Source organism: Ruegeria sp. BA12, assembly GCF_056539625.1.
The window spans coordinates 1-16,717 of sequence record NZ_JBQFVF010000002.1 but is presented as its reverse complement, the minus strand read 5'-3'; the positions used below and the strand labels follow the sequence as shown (position 1 = coordinate 16,717).

Here is a 16,717-nt window from a genome sequence, read left to right as displayed (position 1 = left end):
CCGCCAACGGATTTTTGACTAAAGTTGCAGTTCAGTTGGCAACCGACTGTAACCTCCGACGATCAGAGGCGGTTGCGTTTCTTTCAACAACAGTCCGGTTGTACGGGTCTTTCAACTCGTAGCGCCCAAACTCGATCTCCTCTTTCCAACCATTGGCATAGTTCACTTCTATATTGTTGCCCTGGCGTTCGATTTTCGTGGGTCGACTTCCAGCAGTGCCGCTTTGACCAGAAGAGCGTACGTTGTCGATTGAGATACCATTCGCCAATGACCGAAGCCTTGAGACGTCAGCACCGGTCGCGGGGCGCTCCTCAACAGTTCGGTTCTGCGCATTCTTTCTCTCATACCGCCCGTTTTCGATCTCCTCCTTGGTTCCGTCGGCGTAACGTACTTCAATGCCGCTGGCGTTTGTTTCGACCTTTGTTATCCCAGCCGAACCCGACGACTTGCCCCCTGCTTGAGACCGATCCTTCTTTCCGCTGCCTCTATTGGAGCGTTTCGAGTCATCATCGTCATCGTCATCGTCATCGTCATCGTCATCATCGTCGTCGCGACCACCTTTGCCTGATCCCGAATTGTCGTCACGATCATCATCTCGGTCGTCGTCGCGATCATCGTCTCTATCGTCATCACGATCATCGTCCCGGTCACCACCACGGCCGCTATTACCCGACCCCGAGTTGTCGTCCCGGTCATCATCTCTGTCGTCGTCACGATCATCATCCCGATCATCGTCGCGACCATCCCCGTCTTTCCCCTTGCCGCTCTTGGCAAAGGCATAGGACGGTTCAAAATGTAGGCGACCATCGGCATCGAACACTGGCACATAAGGTGTCGCCGCGATCAACGAAGCCAACGCCACAGTACTAAGAAGTTGACCCAGCTTTCTTTGAATTTTCATTTTCGCCTCCAATTCTGATCATCACGCTTCGTGACATTGAAGACAGGTTACTTCTGGTTCGGCTTTCCCACATCGGGCTTAGGTCTGACGAATTTCAAGCCGAACGTCTTAGTCAGATCGGTCAAACCAATAGACTTTTTGCTGAGCCCTGTGACCAGTTTAGTGGGAGTAAACCCCGTCACCCTTCAACTCGTCATCAGGTTCGAGGTGAATGACAAAGACGGAGCCCGGATACAAACGATCCAATTCGTCCTCGATGTCATTGCATATATCGTGCGCGGCACTGACTGGCATAGTGCCGTCCACAACAAGATGAAACTCCACGAAGATGACATTCGCAGATCTGCGCCCTTTAAGGTCGTGGTACTCTAAGGCTGCGCCGAGATTTGCTTCGATTGCGTTGGAAACAGTCTGCAAGTCATGGTCCGAAAGTGTCACATCCATCAGGCCATCGACGGACGACCGAATAACTTTCCAGCCCTCCCACAAGATGTTCAGTGCAACGAGAATTGCCAAAATCGGATCGAGGATCAGCCAGCCGGTGACAAGTGCAAGTATCAGCCCTGCGATGACACCAACTGAGGTCATGACATCTGTGAAAATGTGCCGGGAGCTTGCCTCCAATGCAGGCGAACCCTCCCGCCTGCCGATTTTGAGCAATAGGTAAGCCCATGCGCCATTCACACCCGTTGCAATAACATTGACGACGATTCCAAGAAGCGGTGCATCCTCAAGATGCGGGTTCGGGAGCGCCAGTACGGCTTCTCTGATGATCAAGAACGCCGCTAGCACAATCAGCACGCCCTCGACGACAGCGGAAAGATACTCGGCCTTTTTGTGACCAAACGGATGGTTTTCATCAGGGGGTTTATTGGCAACCCGAACTGCGAAGTATGCCAGCAACGCCGCAACGACGTTCACGGTAGATTCCATTGCGTCCGACAACAACGCCACCGAGCCTGTCAGCCACCACGCCAACAGTTTCAGAGCCAGTACGGCAATGGATATCGGAATGGACCAAAGAGCGATTTTTTGTGTCATTCGGCCACGACCCTCAGTCAATCATGAACAGAAACTCGGGTGATTGGTGAGCTCCGATGTTCAAAACGTAAAACAGGTGTTTGGTGAAAAGGGAATAGGCCTCAAAGCTTCCTACTGGCGACCGGCAACAGCATCTGGTCCCCGCAGCATGGCGCCAAAAGACTGTTACTCGGATGGAAGCCCCGTCGACGAAACAGGAACAGCTTTGAGATAGGCGGCAATCGCCAAACGGTCCTCGTCTGTGAGGCGTGATGTGTTCTCGATGACGTCCACCATCTCACCACCTGCGCTGTCATAATCCGGTGTGAAGCCGGATTTCAGGTACTCGGCGATGTCAGCCTCAGACCAATCAAGCTGGTCTGAGGTCAGGCCCGGGATACGTCCCTTTCCGCTGGGGTTTGGCGCTCCCGTCAACCAGAGATCGCGTTGCATACCCCCTAAGCCGTTGCGTGGCGTATGGCATTCGGCGCAGTGGCCAAGAGCCTCCACCAAGTATCGGCCATGTCGTTGTTGGTCGGTCAGATCACCTTCGACCACCCAACCTGACGACATGAACAAGAGCTTCCATCCACCCAATCCGCGCCGAACGTTGAAGGGAAAACCTACCTCATGCGAGACGCTTTCGGCTTCGGACGCTGGCAGGGTGCTGAGGAATGCATGGAGCGAAACAACGTCTTCGGCCGTAATGTTGGCGTAAGATGTATAGGGAAACGCTGGAAAATAGTGCTGCCCTTCTGGTCCGGTCCCATGGATCAGAGCATTGGCCAGATCAAGGGCAGACCAGGACCCAATACCAACTTCTGGGTGACTGGAAATGTTGGGAGCAATGAACGTGCCGAATTCCGTCTCAAACCGGCGACCACCGGAGAGCAGGAGCTTTTCTTCACCAACCGCATGCGGCGCTGAATGACAGGATGCGCATCCTGCGGCGTGGAAAACGATTTCACCTCTGGCGAGATCTGGGTTCAAACCGTCAAGTTGAGATCGATCCATTCTTTGTGGTCGGGTCAGCACCAAACCGGCCAACCCAACCAAAATTGCAAAGAAAGCAGTGAAAAGGAAAAACCGCTTCACAGCTTTCTACCATTTAGTCTTTCGGTGCTCTGTACGCTTTGTGACATGCCGAACAGCTTCCACCCAGATCGCCCATAGCCGCTTTCAGGGCATCAACATCTTGGCCAGCCGCAGCCTGCATAGCAACAGCGGCGTCTGCCATGGCCTGCCCTTTCGCGCCAACGTCAGGGAAGTTTTCCCAGATTGCCGGCAGCGCTCGGGTGGACGGATCGGATACATTGTCAGATCCTTGGGGCCACATCGCTGATTGGTCAATCTGTGTTAGCACAACAAGGTTGTTTGCAGCCCGTGTTGCGGCCTCGGCATCATAATCCACCTCGCCTTTGGCCATGCCGCCAAGCGTACCAAGATTGAAGGCATAGAGCTGCATAATCGAGGTTCGAGCTTTCACAGCCGGGTTTTCACTTTCGTGGGCGATGGCTGTGCCAATTGCGGCCAATGACAAAAGACCCGCTGCGAAGATTGAGAACTGCTTCATCATGATGTGTCTCCCTGTTCAATGCCCGAATGCTATCTTGAACGAATTTTCTTGTAATTGTTTGTTATTGGTCGTCTCTTGTTAATTTATGAACAACGAAAACTGGGACGACATTCGATACGCGCTGGCGGTAAGCAAATACGGCTCACTTAATGCAGCCGCAACGGCCATGGGCGTCACGCACGCCACAGTCTTGCGCAGAGTGGCCGCTTTCGAAGAGCGCAATGGCTGCCGGATTTTTCAAAAAAACCCGTCAGGATATTCCGTTCTGCCCGAAGCTAGTGCGATCTTTTCTGCAATGGAAAGCGTCGAAGACGCAGTGCTGTCGGTGGAGCGAGCGGTTGTCGGGGCAAACCGGTCTCCTATGGGTCACGTGCGAATTACGTCTACCGATAGTCTTTGTCAGATTGTTCTCCCTAGAATACTCAACGAAATCTCACGCCTTTACCCAGGTTTGAACCTGACTCTGCTAAGCCAGAACAGCCACCATGATCTTTCCCGACTGACAGCAGACATTGCTGTGCGCCCTTCGATAAAGCTCGGGGAAGGGCTGATCGGGGAGCGTGCAGGAACGCTGTCCTTCGGTGTCTTTGACGATGGTAGCCCCAATCGCAGGTGGATGAGGCTAGACGGGGCGTTGAGTCGTTCACTTCCTGCCAAATGGCTGGCGCAGAATGTAAGCGCCGACGAAATGACCAATGGAGCAGACAGTTTTCTGGTGCTACAGCAGATGGCGGCCTCGGGAGCGGGTAAAACCTTTCTGCCGTCATTTTTTGGCGACGTGGATACCCGCCTTAAACGGTCACAGGACGTGAATCCTAAGATCGAGGTTCCGCTGTGGGTCGCAACGTTAGAAGAAATCTCGCAAACTCCAAGGTTTGCTGTAGTTCAGAAGGCACTAGTCGAACGCATATCGGAAGCGCTAGCTAAGTGACTTTGTGCAACTGAGACTTTCGGGTTCTTAATTTTTTGGCTTTCCAAGTTTGCAAAGCCCAGTCGGAAACGTTCGCATTGGGCTGCTCCAATCAATTATGATTGCTGCGGAGAACGGCAAAACTGAGCCCAAACTGCACACGAGAAGAATCTAAGGCGATCCGGCTTGAATTGATCGATTCACAAGTTTCTAATCTTCGGGAATTTGGGAGATTTGCGAGAATGAGTATCCTCCGCAGTTTTGCCGCGTCACGGGGCGCAACAGTCTTTCAACCAGGTCAAGCATGTCCAGGCTTCATCATTCTGTCAGAGGGATCAATTCGTGTAACGCTTACAGGCCCGAGCGGACGCGAAGTGGTGCTTTATCGTGTCACGCCGGGCGACGTATGCCTCCAGACTTTGTCATGCCTGATAAAGGGCGAGGCCTACGGCGCCGAAGGTGTTGCAGAGTCCGACCTGACCGGGCAACTCGTGCTAGCGCACGAGTTTCGAAACAAGCTCGCCGAGGACGCTGAGTTCCGAGATATGATTATGTTGTCCGTTTCCTCGCGGTTTTCGGAGTACCAGCAGTTGATTGAAGATGTGGCGCTTACGAACTTCGATGCGCGGCTCGCCAAGGCGTTGATAAGGCTTGCGTCTTCAGACAGCAGGGTGAAAGCAACCCACTCCGAACTCGCAAGCGAAACAGCCTCAGGTCGCGCTTACGTTTCTCGCAGATTGGCGGAGTTCGCAAAGAAAGGCTGGGTAAAGCAGCATGAGGACGGCATCGCCATACTTGATCGCAAGGAACTGGAACATGTTGCCGCAGGTTAGCGGTGACTCTGTCACCGTCTGTCGACGACGCAAAAGGTTAAAATTGGGCATCAATCAACCAAGGAGGATTTAATGATGTCCAGAAATGAAGGAACACTTGATCGCTCACTGCGTATCATTCTCGGCCTTGTGCTGCTGTCTTTGATCTTTGTCGGCCCTCAGACGAAGTGGGGGCTTATTGGCATCATCCCACTCATCACAGGTCTAGTTGGCGTTTGCCCGATCTATTCCGCTCTAGGGATCAAGACGTGCAGCATGAAAACGAACTAATGGAAGCTGCATATCTCGGTATTGGGGGCGACGTCACGCCCTCATAGAAGCTCAAGTTGAAGCCAAGTTCGCCTTGGCGTCGGCAGTGCCACATTGACCGAGGACGATCTCAGAATCTTGCCAACCTCGTAGGACCGCTTCGTCCCTTGAAGCCGCATTTGCAGGGTCTAGTTTTGCATGTCCGGTTTGGGTTGTTCGTACGCAAGTTCTTTCTCTACTCAGGATGGCTGTGATAAAACGAGCGAATGGAGCCTGATCAGATCATTTCAATCTTCGTCGTCGGCATCGGAGTATTTGGGTTAGCAGTATGTTGGCTGACATGGCGAAGGCTGCCCGAAGAGCCGAAAGCGGCTACAGACGAAGAAATTGAAAAAGTATTCTTAGATAAGACCAAGACCCGAGCAATTCTTGTTGATGACATCGAATATCAGAAAAGGATTCGAAAGGAATTCGCCGAATACGACGACGAATGACTTTTTCATCTTCTTTGTGATGGAGGATCCTCAAGCCATCCAAGCCTTGAGTAGCACGCTCGCTTTCGTTCCAGTCGATTCTATTTCTAAATCTGCGGAACCAACCAACGCTACTCGCATCAAGCGTTCTTAGGGTGTTTTTTCCTGACGCTGCAAGCAAGAATTATGTGAGCATCAGGATCGGTCGATTCCTCACTTAGCGAAGTCATGTGAGCTGGTACTCAAACTGAATATTCGTATATATGTTGATGGAAATAAGTTATTATTTTCAATTTATTATAGGTAGTTTCTTTTGGCGCTTCAGTTTCCGTCTTGACGTGGGCACAGGAATTGGACCAGCCTTAGCGTATGTCAAACGCACGCATCATCTGCCACCGAATATCGGCCTGAGGTCGATAGCCCACGCGAAACCCGTGGGAGGCAGCATTGGTATGCGGGCGGGGCTTATACCCCTGTGATAGCTCCAGATTAGAGTGCACGAGTCGGTTCGATTCCGACGCCTCCTACCATTTTCAAAGGAGGAATTTCTTGTGCCGGAAAGTAAGACTCAGCATGAATTCGGTTGGCTTCCTAGGAACGCAACCCACCAACAAAACAATCAGGAATGTAAACAGCACCTGCGCGCAACGGGACCAACTCTCTGGTGGTCCATGTTCCGAGACTTGGTTGCGGACACAATCTGTGAATACGGGACCAAGTTGCCCCTGCATCACCGTCGAGAAACGGGAGGCAGTTATGTCCGTGATTGATTGGGATGACATCCATAACGGCGTCGTCAGTGAACTCGGAAAGGAGTGCCAGGGCTGGATCCGGATCGTCGAAGAAGCGCTTGAGCGCGTCAAGAAGCGCGCGATTGAGCGAAAAAAGCCTGCCCCCGAGGTTCATCAGATCAAGCAAAAGTTTGGCGAGCTGCGTATCTACTACAGCCGCGCGAACACCGACGGCTACCAGGATTCGGACATTGTGGCTGCGATCACTGAGGCCAATCGAAGTTGTGAGCGGTGCGGAAACAGCTGTCGGACGCAGATCATCGATGCCTGGATCGTCAACATGTGCTGCTGGTGCATGCACCGCATGGCGGACAACACCGGCAAGTCGAAGCCCAAGTTCAACACCCAACACCTGCCGGACGATCCACTCCGGTGTCAGAGCTGTGGCTATGTCGGGCAGATTGCCTGGAAGGCAACCGGTCATCGGTGTCCGTGTTGCGTCTCCAAAGGACTGTAGAAATGGTGCTCAAGAAACGGAAATGGGAAGACGCTGAAGTCAGACGGCTCTCGGGGTTCGACTGGGAGTTCCAGGACGTTGTGCGCCGCGTTGTCGAAGTTGTTGGAGACAAGCGTGAATGGGACGAACTCAAGGCGCGCATTATCGATCACCAGTCCGCCCTAGACGCGTTTAAGGTGATCAAATGCCGAGGTGCTGAAGCAGTATGCTATGCCGACACGGACGATCCAGATTGGCGCCAAACCGAAATCGACAAGCTGAAATCAGACGATCCGATCCCGACATCTTTCGCGGCATATGCAATCAACCAGATGCCCAGCATGGATGTCTGGCACCAGGTCGCTGAATTACTTGTCAAAAACTACCAGACGAAGTTGGCAGAGGATCGTGAGTCTGGAGAAGATTCCGATAAGCTCGACGCGCGTTACCTCATCGGCCAAAGCGACTTTGACTACCTGCCGCGCAATCTCAAAAACGAAATGCCAAAACACATCCGGGAGTTGGTTGAATGGAGTGGCCAGTTCGCGCGCCTCAAAGTTCCGGATCACCTTGAGAATGTTCGCTTGCTGACAACAAATTTCCCGCACTGCAAGGGTGCCGTCGACGGTATTGTTCACGACATCGAACTGAATTGGGGCATGGGATCCGATGTTATCCGGTTCCGACCGACGCTTTTGGTTGGTTCTCCTGGTATCGGCAAAACCAAGTTTTCGAGGGAGCTTTGCAAGACACTTGGGCTATACGCCCAGTCTGCCAATGTGGGCGGTATTTCGGAAAATCATCTGTTCGGTTTGTCCGCGGGATGGCACAGCGCTCATCCGGGCATTGTAACGCAGGCCGTCGCTTCGGCACGCGTTTTAAACCCAGTCATTATCCTGGACGAGATTGACAAGACCCATTCCGGCAGAAATGGGGATATCCAGGGCGAGCTTCTGGGTCTGTTGGAGCCCGAAGAAGCCAGGCGTTACCGGGAAAAATACCTGACCACCGAAGTCGATGCATCACATGTGAACTGGATCTTCACCGCAAACGTGCTGGACAAGATCTCGGCGCCGCTGCGGAGCCGTTGCAAGGTTTATGAGATCCCGCAACCCACGCAAGAGCAGGTGCCTGCGATCATTAACAGTCTCGTCGGTGGATATGCGGCGGACCACGGTCTCAGGCGGGAGTTCTTCTCGCTTGATATCGGCGAGGTCGAAGCACTGGCTGACACGTACAAGGTGCATAAATCCATCCGCATTCTGGGGCGGCTGGTGCACGGATACCTCCATGAGAAATCGATAGAACTGCCGTCGGCATGATCCGCCCGGCGAGGAAGCAATTCAAAGTGCTCTCCCGGCAAAACCGAATGAGAGCACATCAGAATAGTTAGGATAAACCTATGACGTCATCAAAGCCCGATACTGCAACTAAACCGCTCCAGTTCATGGTCTTGGAGGATATCTTCGAGCATTTTGGCGCACTGGCCGTCCAGTTTGCAGGCCATGGGAAAGGAGCCAAAACCGCTCTCTTTCTCGAACTAATCGCCTTCTATGAGCGCACCCCGACGAGCGAAACGGCAAGAGTGGCCGAACTCGAAGGTGAACTTCGTGAAGCCAAGGTGCAAGAAGAAGAAATGGCAGCGGAACTGGAACGAATGGTCCGCCGGCAAAATGCACTACTGGATCTGCTCGCAGAGCAAAGTGTGTGAGGAATACCGGGCTATCGTCGTGTCTTGAATGAAAGTCTACAGAGCGCATCAAATCTTACACTGCCTTCTCCAAGATATATGCCCGCTCTCAGACCAAACCAGACATTCGATACTGGGATTCGCAACTCCCGAGATGCGGGAAGAGGTGGCCATTTCGTTTTTCTGCGATTGAATGCGACAAGCCGGTGTGAGTTTCTTACGGTTGTCAGATTTGCGGTAAATCAAATGCGTAGAGGCGTGACTTTTTTTCATCATCGGTCAAGATGTAGAGAACGCCACCACTTTCATCCAAAGCTATCCCCTCAGGGTTCTTCACTCCCTTTACTTCATCCTTTTTGGAGTAAACTAAGTCGATAGTTCTGACCGTCAAAACTTCAGGATCAAAAACGAATATTCGGCGCCCTTCATCGCTGAGTATCCATAAAGACCTAGTCTTGCCGGACCAGGCGATCCCGCTGATGTCTAGTTCGTCATCGCCGGCACGAGATGAAACAAAACCAGCCTCAGCCGTTAATGGAACTGCTTCGACAATCTCATCAATCTCTGGCGAAATGATGAGCAGTAGTCTTGGTTGACCCTCAATGACTACGAACACTCGCCCAGAGTCTCGATCTACAGTGATCCCTTCCGGTCCCTTGTTCAAAGGGTTCTCAGCAAGCATTTCAGCAACTTTGCCGTAGCCCCTGAGTGAAGAAATTGGAGTAGAATTGACTTTGATTGGGTCTGTGGTTTGGACCGTTACGATGGATCGGTCAGTTTCTTGTAACAGCAATACAGACCCATCCTTTCTTCCAGCGACACCTTCCAAGTCTGTGCCCAGATATTCTGGAAGTTTGAACGAACTCTTTAGCTCTCCATCTACTCCTAGAAGGTGCAGCTTCGATGCTTCATCGCTTACTGCCCACAAGAATCCATGAACACTGGAAAGCGACAATCCGGATGGCTCAGAAAAGCCCGCTGATTTATCTGCCACTTTGTAAGACTCAATAAGTTCCAACATATCAGTCTGCGCTCTCACTGGGCTCGTTAACGCAAAAACGTTGGCGACCACAGCAAGGCTCGCGCAAATTACCTTTGCAACTCTTCGTTTGTGCCGATCATTTGGCTGGTTCATTCGAGTAAAACCTGCGTTCATTTGGACTTAGTTCATACTCGATCAAAAATCGATGTTGTCCAACCTAACACAGTATTTGGCGGAAGTATGATGTCTGATCCAGCAAGGCTTTACCGGAACTAAATTCATAAGGTTGAATTGGTCTATGGGAGTGCGGCTTAGTCGTGAGGTGTTGAGCGATTAAGCCAAGTTACTCACTACAGAGCGACTATTCGACGATTCAGCGGGAGGAAAAGACTGTTGAGTAAGCTATTTTCGATTGCATCGGTCCTTTTGGCTGTGCTTTTGCCTAGTGTTAGCTATTCTCAGATTGATCCTGCTTCCTTGCTTGCAGGAACATCCGAGTCAGAGATAGTAATTGAACGAAGCTGGACTCAGTTCCGCGGCAAGCAGGAACTCTACTTTTTCACACTGGACGTCATCGTAACGATCATTTTGACCGCTTTGATTGTCTATCATCCCGTACGACGTAAAGCGCGCCGAAGTGTCAGCGATCTGGTTATGCCCCGATTGTTTTTCCTGTACGCGCTGATCGGAATGGCCGTAGGGTTCCTCGTTGTTCAACATGGGTCAATGATTGGTTTCGTTATCTTTGGCATCGGCGCGTTGCTCAGGTTCCGCTCCAATCTGGATGACCCGGTCGATACAGTCGAAATGATTATCGTAACGGTTCTTGGTCTTGCGGTCGGTTTGGGCTTGCCGCTGATGGCCACTCTGGTGGCGATTGTGTGTTGGTGTTTCATTTGGCTAGGCGGACGCAACAGGGGTGTCGAAGTTTCCCTGAAGGCCTCAGACGAAGAGCACTCATTGAACGTCAGCGGCGCCATTGAAGCTATGGCCGCAGACGCTGGATGGAAGCTGGTCAGAAAACACCACGTCCCCGGAAAATCTCGCGTTTCATTGCTTTTCATCACCTCGGGTGGACTTTCAGAAGCCCGGATAGAAGAGATGATAAACGATCTGGTTCCTGAAAAAGTTGAACTGAAACTCAACCTCTAGTCATTTGACAAGGTCCAAACGTTTCAACACCGCGTTCGGGGATCTGATCTCTTTCGGAAGCGACTTGAAGTTTACCGACCTTTCGAAATCAGGTCCTCGATATACTGCTATCCCAAATTCTCCGTTTGGCTGAAACGTAACATGAGTGAAGCTGTGAGGTGATCTGGCTTTTGAGCCGATAAGCCGTCGGGGACCACCTCCCAAACAAGCTTGGGAGACGTAAGCAACACCGTCTTTCCAACCTGGATAGAAGGCATGATGGTGGCCTGACAGATGCAGAACGACACCGCTTTCCAAATAGATTTTTTCAAGTGTTGGGTCGCCGATGATTTCGCGTTCGCGCTGGATCGCGAATGGCCAAAGTGGGAGGTGACTGAAAGTGACAATCGGGTCTCCGTCTGCACCCAGTTCCTGTAGGCGATCCTGCTGGTCACCGGATAGGGGTCCTAGGGTCGTTGCATCCAGAGACGCAAACGTAATGCCCTGCATCTCAAATGCGTAGAAGAACGGGTAGTCATCTGAAAGCAGGAAGTCGACGTCTGGTTTTCTCGGAGTCCATTCCTCTGCATATATTTTTCTTTCCCGCTCGAACCCACGGTACGCAGAGGCATCATGGTTTCCTGGCGTGACCGCAAATGGAATGCCGGCAGCCGCTAAAGGATCTGATACGGCCTTGTGAAACGCCTTCCACATATCCCTGACCTGTTTGTCGGACAAGTTGGGAATGCGCTGCCCCGCAACCATATCTCCGGTCGAAATAACCAGATCTGGATCAATCTCGACTATCCGCTCAATCGCTTTGTCGACGCGGGCATCGTATCTTACCGAACCATAGCTGCCATTCAGATCCGATATGACGATGACATCCAATGCCGCCGCTTTGCAGGCGACCAGAGCGGTCCAAATGAATGCCGCAAAGAGCGTAGAAAGCTTACGGGTCACTACAGTTCACGGCCTCCACTTCGGTGTCGTTTCTCAAAAAGAATGCGACAGGATCCAAATCGAACATCAAATCACCATTAGAACAATTGTCCTGGAGGATGTATGTTGCCAGCGCGGTGTTTTTCACAACTTGGGCAATCTGACTGTCTGACAACCCAAAGCTTTGCGACAACCAGCCGTAGACCGGGCCTTGGGACTGAAGGTCACTATTCAATGCAACCAAGCGCCGATACGTGCTTGGAGAGAAGTGACGAATTTTCTCCAGCATTTGAGTAGATTTCGCGAAGTTGGCATACTCGACACGCCCGCCAGCATCGTTGTCGTTTAGATTGCTGCGACGGATCAATAATGCGTCGGCGGGAACGTCTCCATCGTTTGGCTCATGGTGCTTGGCTTTCTTATGCTTCGGCTTTCCGTCTTCGACCCAATACCAATAGGGTGTGAAGTCTATGTTTCCTACGCGGTCCTGCTGGCTAAAGATGAAATCGAGGAGAACAATCTCGGTGAGTTCTTGCATCCAAAATGCCATCTGTTGGTCGCTGACATCGGGACCGAGATCCTTGTTGATCATCCGGTCTTTTCTTCCTTCTCCGACGCCCTCTGCGATTGCCTCTGACAATGGTTTTGAAGAACGCAAAGCCAAGAAAGCGGGGGTTTCCTGAAAATCACGGTTTTGTCCTTTTCCCCAACCAGATTTGCGGGTGCCGTTGATTTCTGAGCCATATCGATGCCCAGGACTGTCAAGCAGAACACCGTATATTTGCGTTCTATCCGAGGTGAACAAATCGTCGGTCGGTTGGTATGAGTTCGGATCGACATCCGCAGCCATGAAGACCCGCCAGCCTTCATGGTTCATGCGCCCGCCATGAGAGCCACCAGAAATCGCAAGGCCAGGCTCTGCGACTTCGGAAAAATGCGCTTGGGCGTCCATGCTGCGCCACACGGCGACTGGAACTTTGACAGTCGCGTCGAAATATCTGGAGAAATGATAGTAAAGCAGCGACGAGGTGGAAAACGTTCCACTTGTGCCCTTTTGGTTCATGGTGGACTTGAATTTAGCCACCCTATCCTTGGCCAGATCTTTTGCTGCCTTCCCCTCCTTGCAAGCGTTTCTCTCGAATTCAGAACGGTTCCCTACGTAAGGTCCTTCCGAAATATCGTAGACGGCCATTCCTGGGCTGGTGCTCCAGGTTTTTGGGCAAATAGCAATTTCGGAGGCATAGAAATCGATCTCGCAATAGGCCGTTTCTTCCTCAAGATCGCTTTTTCGATACTCGCCCGTTGGAACTTTTTCGATCCGAATACAGCGTTCAGTAACGCCGTTGGGACTATCAAATGTCGTGGCTTCACCGAGAACATCGTCGTTCGCCCACAAGACAGTAGGTGCAATGAAAGCAAGTGACCCCAGAAGATTGAACTTCATTTGGATAGTCCTCCTGGTATCATTTAGGGCAAATCACTGCCTGTTGTTCGGTGGAGATTTTCAACTTTGGGTCGACACGGAAGTTGGAGAATTTTGCGTCAATCCACTTGTCGCATCCGCCTGAACATGGGGCCCCGTTTCGGGCATCATTCCAATATTCCTTGGCCCTTTCTTCCGTCCAACCGCAGAACTGAACGAGCGCCATTGCCGACAATGCCCCCGAGGAATGAACGCCCCACATGCAGTGCACCAAGACAGGGCCTTTTCCAGGGTTTTCAATCACCTCGTGTATGGAAGCCATGACAGCACCGGGTCGGGAGGATCTGGCACTTTGATAGTCAAAGGATCCGTTTCCACAACTGGTGCGACCGTACTCAGTGTTTTTGCCAAAGTCGGCATAAAACCCGGTTGAAAACCCTTCACCGCACAAAGTTTCGCGTTGTCCTTCACTCAGGCCCGTTCGGTCCTTGTCGCCGCCTTTAAAACCAGAGCGATACAATACTCCGCTTAAGACTGGGCGAAAAAAAGCGACACCATCAACTCCTCCGTCGCCACCCTTTGAAAGCATTTGACTGTGGCTTGGGCCACCGTTTCGACTGGTCACATCAGAATTCGCCGCGGTTGCAAGAACACCAATGAATATGAGGGACGTCAAAAACCGCATGCGTATTCCTTTCTGTTTTCAGCCAGCGATGCTTACGCTTTTCTTGCCGGGATTCCCGCGGAGAGGCTCGTTCACGGTAACCATGTAAGGTGGGCGGTTGGCTTCCCATCCTGAAGTTTCAAATTGGCCACACCAGATTGATGAGAAAGACGACTACGAAGTAGGCCAGAACAACTTTCCAGTTCCATTGGTGTTTGTTTTCTTCGTTGATCACCCCGGCAGATTTCAATGCCAGGTTTGTGACTATCAAAGCTGCAACAGTCACCACAGCGTGTGCAAGATCGAAGTGCATTTCTCAGCCTCCTTCACTTTTATAAACTAATCCGGACAAAATTCAGCAGTCGGAGGAAGGAAGCATGGTGACATCTGAATACCGACCCTCAGATGTAGTAATGCGCGCGCAAGCGCCTGTATTCCGGTTGAACCAGTACGAGGTCAGACCTTCGCTTCGGATGAGTTCAAATCCGAGACTTTGGATGCCCATTTCAGCCTGACCGGCGCGCGCACCTTCAAAAGACGAAAGGTCGCTTGAACTGCCGACGGTTGGCGACCCAGTATCCACTGATCCCCCGTTATCGTCACATGCCGCCAAAGCAAGGGCACAAACTGCGCCTCCAAGCAGCGATAGATTGGTTCTCATTTCTTCTCTCCCTTTCTGGTCTCCAGCAATCCAAAAATCCAGTGCAACTCACGCGTGGTCTTACTCGATTCCAAATATGACGTTGTAGTCAACTTGCGCATTTCCCCGGTTAATAACTTCAACGACATGGTCACCAGATTGCCAAAGCTGGCCCCGGTATTCCTTGTCCGCCGACATCAACTCCAGAAGCTCCGAGCCATCAGGGTTGCGAATGACGTAGTCCAACGACCCGTTTCGTGGCGCGACGCGCACATACAGAAACTGTTCGTTCTGCGCGCCAAGGACATATTGTTGAGAGGCGCCGGGCGCGAGTTGGCCGACGAGTTCGACACCGGTGGACCCGGCATCGAATTTGACACGCTGGCTACCGGTAGACCCGGCGGCACCGTCCATGGCTCCACCGCCATCATCCATGGCTTCGACAACCGACATCTCGCCGATGCTTCCATCCTTGTAAGCGATGCAGCGCCAAAGTGTTCCACCTGCATCACGCAGCATAACGAGCGTACCAGCTTCCGAGAACTGAGAGCTTTCAATCGTACCTGATTGACCGTCTGGTCCACCAACCTGCCGCAAATGGTCGATACAAGCGTCGTCAGCTTCTGACATTGCAAAAGCAGCTGTGCCCGCGATTGCGAACATGGGTGTGAGGAGCTTGAGTAAAACGAGTTTCATCAGATGGTTCCCTGTTGGCTTGTCCTTAGAGGTTTGTTCCTTACAAAGCGAAACCTCACTTCGCTTCTCGTAACTTTGACAGAAATTCATCGCATGCCTGCGCGCTGCCGACGATCTCGCCCGTCGTTTCAATTCCTTGCATTGACGCCATCTCGGAATTCACGCGATTCAGGATCTGGTCCGCTTGCTCGGCGGTGATCAGGTTTTCGGCTTGTGCTCCTTTCAATGTGGAGCAGACACCGGCGGACAAGCCTGTCGCAACGCCGACACCTACCGCGGCCCCGCCACCCAAGGTCATCGCCCCAACCACGCCGAGGACGAGCCCGATCACAATTCCCAAGATCACTTTTCCCATGTTTTCCTCCCTTTTGGTGAGACAGAGCTCTTCCTTCATTTCTGGTGTAAACTGCGAGCCCACCTGCAAATGAAAACCAGCGCCAAAATGTTGAGCACCGGTGCAATCGCCGCGAACCACGGCTTGGCGGACTCCGAAATTAAGTCCGCTACAAGTATCCAAGGTAGTCCCAACGGCAGCAGGAACACTCCGGACAAAGGGTCTGGTTCCTGTCCCAACCAGCCGAACGTGCCCGTCAAGAATGCAACCAACGCCAACAGGTACAAGACCGCGAATACGATGATGGTGGTTCTACAAACCAAGTCGAGCCTCAGCAGATCAAGCCAGTACTGCGCAGCCGTATTCAGCTGCGCACCAAACAGATCACAATGCGCCTTCGTCGCCCAGGAACTCGATACCAGCTGTCGCGCCATCACTGTAAGCAATGCAATTCCAAGGAGCACGATCCTCGCCAACGCCTACAGTGACCTGTGTTCCCGCCTCGCTAAACGCGGATGAGAGCACCACGACTTGCGAATTGTTTGTCGTATTGGCTACATCTCGCAAACACGCCTGCTGAGCCGGCGTGAGCTCGGCGGACGCGCTTGATGTACTCGTATCGTCGCAGGCCGCAAGCAGTGCGAAACATGTCGCGCCTGCAATCATCACCATCTTGTTAGACATTTTCTTCTCCCTCTGGTTCCCTTGAAATTAGTGAAATTGGATGCGCTTGTTTGAAGCTCTCGCGTCTGAGTACCCGACAGAACATGCTTCCATCCTGTGAATACCTTTCCCAAAACTTGCCGCGGGGGGCTTGGTCGGCGGGACGATATTTCGTTGACTATCGGGGCCGACAATAACGTGTGAAGGCCGAATGACGTCACTAGCAAATGCTAGAGCAAACTCTGGAAAGAGGGCGAGTACGTTAAGTTTGGGCATCGCGTCCTCCCAACGCTCAATCATTGTAAAGTGCCTTCCGACTGCCAGCACTCACTCCAGCAGTCGGAAGGGCCCGACAAATCGGGC

The 16,717-nt window shown here is 52.1% G+C and carries 20 protein-coding genes and 1 tRNA gene; 9 read left to right on the top strand and 12 right to left on the bottom strand.

All coding sequences use genetic code 11. The features are described 5' to 3' along the window. Positions 1-31 precede the first annotated feature (31 nt). From ACR0B0_RS05555 to ACR0B0_RS05540, 4 genes are all read right to left on the bottom strand, one after another. Positions 32-901 (bottom strand): hypothetical protein, encoded by an 870-nt coding sequence (locus ACR0B0_RS05555; RefSeq protein WP_480646807.1) that lies wholly within the window; start codon positions 899-901, stop codon positions 32-34. Positions 902-1,060: 159 nt separating this feature from the next. Continuing rightward, positions 1,061-1,942 carry a cation diffusion facilitator family transporter gene (locus ACR0B0_RS05550; protein ID WP_480646805.1) on the bottom strand — a complete coding sequence of 294 codons (882 nt, stop codon included), beginning with the start codon at positions 1,940-1,942 and terminating at the stop codon, positions 1,061-1,063. Between the two features lie 165 nt (positions 1,943-2,107). Then, complete coding sequence (locus ACR0B0_RS05545) at positions 2,108-2,935, bottom strand: cytochrome c (protein WP_480646803.1); 828 nt, start codon at positions 2,933-2,935, stop codon at positions 2,108-2,110. 94 nt (positions 2,936-3,029) lie between these two features. Continuing rightward, a complete protein-coding gene (locus ACR0B0_RS05540; RefSeq protein ID WP_170592526.1) occupies positions 3,030-3,497 on the bottom strand; it encodes a cytochrome c in 468 nt (155 codons plus the stop codon). A gap of 85 nt (positions 3,498-3,582) precedes the next feature. Here ACR0B0_RS05540 and ACR0B0_RS05535 point away from each other — a divergent pair, with 85 nt between their 5' ends. The 8 genes from ACR0B0_RS05535 to ACR0B0_RS05500 all read left to right on the top strand — a co-directional run bounded on the left by ACR0B0_RS05535 (position 3,583) and on the right by ACR0B0_RS05500 (position 8,900). Then, positions 3,583-4,428 carry a LysR family transcriptional regulator gene (locus ACR0B0_RS05535; RefSeq protein WP_171621224.1) on the top strand — a complete coding sequence of 282 codons (846 nt, stop codon included), beginning with the start codon at positions 3,583-3,585 and terminating at the stop codon, positions 4,426-4,428. Between the two features lie 221 nt (positions 4,429-4,649). Beyond that, positions 4,650-5,240 carry a Crp/Fnr family transcriptional regulator gene (locus ACR0B0_RS05530; protein WP_480646800.1) on the top strand — a complete coding sequence of 197 codons (591 nt, stop codon included), beginning with the start codon at positions 4,650-4,652 and terminating at the stop codon, positions 5,238-5,240. Positions 5,241-5,312: 72 nt separating this feature from the next. After that, a complete protein-coding gene (locus ACR0B0_RS05525) occupies positions 5,313-5,510 on the top strand; it encodes a YgaP family membrane protein (protein ID WP_480646798.1) in 198 nt (65 codons plus the stop codon). A 245-nt stretch (positions 5,511-5,755) separates the two neighbouring features. Further along, positions 5,756-5,983 carry a hypothetical protein gene (locus ACR0B0_RS05520; protein ID WP_480646796.1) on the top strand — a complete coding sequence of 76 codons (228 nt, stop codon included), beginning with the start codon at positions 5,756-5,758 and terminating at the stop codon, positions 5,981-5,983. A 415-nt stretch (positions 5,984-6,398) separates the two neighbouring features. Further along, a tRNA-Ile gene (locus ACR0B0_RS05515) sits at positions 6,399-6,492 on the top strand. Between the two features lie 226 nt (positions 6,493-6,718). Then, on the top strand, positions 6,719-7,210 hold the full coding sequence (locus ACR0B0_RS05510; protein WP_480646794.1) for a hypothetical protein: 492 nt from the start codon (positions 6,719-6,721) through the stop codon (positions 7,208-7,210). A gap of 2 nt (positions 7,211-7,212) precedes the next feature. Further along, on the top strand, positions 7,213-8,511 hold the full coding sequence (locus ACR0B0_RS05505; protein ID WP_480646792.1) for an AAA family ATPase: 1,299 nt from the start codon (positions 7,213-7,215) through the stop codon (positions 8,509-8,511). An 80-nt stretch (positions 8,512-8,591) separates the two neighbouring features. Next, positions 8,592-8,900 carry a hypothetical protein gene (locus ACR0B0_RS05500; RefSeq protein ID WP_480646790.1) on the top strand — a complete coding sequence of 103 codons (309 nt, stop codon included), beginning with the start codon at positions 8,592-8,594 and terminating at the stop codon, positions 8,898-8,900. Between the two features lie 205 nt (positions 8,901-9,105). Here ACR0B0_RS05500 and ACR0B0_RS05495 read toward each other — a convergent pair whose 3' ends face one another. After that, complete coding sequence (locus ACR0B0_RS05495) at positions 9,106-9,900, bottom strand: SdiA-regulated domain-containing protein (protein WP_480646787.1); 795 nt, start codon at positions 9,898-9,900, stop codon at positions 9,106-9,108. Positions 9,901-10,254: 354 nt separating this feature from the next. On the opposite strand from ACR0B0_RS05495, the gene ACR0B0_RS05490 reads away from it, so the two are divergent. After that, complete coding sequence (locus ACR0B0_RS05490; RefSeq protein ID WP_480646785.1) at positions 10,255-11,013, top strand: DUF4956 domain-containing protein; 759 nt, start codon at positions 10,255-10,257, stop codon at positions 11,011-11,013. On the opposite strand, the gene ACR0B0_RS05485 is transcribed toward ACR0B0_RS05490, so the two are convergent. From ACR0B0_RS05485 to ACR0B0_RS05455, 7 genes are all read right to left on the bottom strand, one after another. Beyond that, positions 11,014-11,955 carry a metallophosphoesterase family protein gene (locus tag ACR0B0_RS05485; protein ID WP_480646783.1) on the bottom strand — a complete coding sequence of 314 codons (942 nt, stop codon included), beginning with the start codon at positions 11,953-11,955 and terminating at the stop codon, positions 11,014-11,016. Beyond that, positions 11,945-13,378 (bottom strand): hypothetical protein, encoded by a 1,434-nt coding sequence (locus tag ACR0B0_RS05480; RefSeq protein WP_480646781.1) that lies wholly within the window; start codon positions 13,376-13,378, stop codon positions 11,945-11,947. Before ACR0B0_RS05480 ends, ACR0B0_RS05485 begins: the two co-directional genes overlap by 11 nt. 19 nt (positions 13,379-13,397) lie before the next feature. Then, positions 13,398-14,042 carry a hypothetical protein gene (locus ACR0B0_RS05475; protein ID WP_480646779.1) on the bottom strand — a complete coding sequence of 215 codons (645 nt, stop codon included), beginning with the start codon at positions 14,040-14,042 and terminating at the stop codon, positions 13,398-13,400. Positions 14,043-14,160: 118 nt separating this feature from the next. Continuing rightward, positions 14,161-14,334, bottom strand: coding sequence for a hypothetical protein (locus ACR0B0_RS05470; protein WP_480458139.1), 174 nt, complete (start codon positions 14,332-14,334; stop codon positions 14,161-14,163). A 408-nt stretch (positions 14,335-14,742) separates the two neighbouring features. Further along, complete coding sequence (locus tag ACR0B0_RS05465; protein WP_480646777.1) at positions 14,743-15,357, bottom strand: hypothetical protein; 615 nt, start codon at positions 15,355-15,357, stop codon at positions 14,743-14,745. A gap of 55 nt (positions 15,358-15,412) precedes the next feature. Beyond that, positions 15,413-15,832 (bottom strand): hypothetical protein, encoded by a 420-nt coding sequence (locus ACR0B0_RS05460; protein WP_480646775.1) that lies wholly within the window; start codon positions 15,830-15,832, stop codon positions 15,413-15,415. Positions 15,833-16,075: 243 nt separating this feature from the next. Then, positions 16,076-16,375 carry a hypothetical protein gene (locus ACR0B0_RS05455; protein WP_170337109.1) on the bottom strand — a complete coding sequence of 100 codons (300 nt, stop codon included), beginning with the start codon at positions 16,373-16,375 and terminating at the stop codon, positions 16,076-16,078. Between the last annotated feature and the right edge of the window lie 342 nt (positions 16,376-16,717).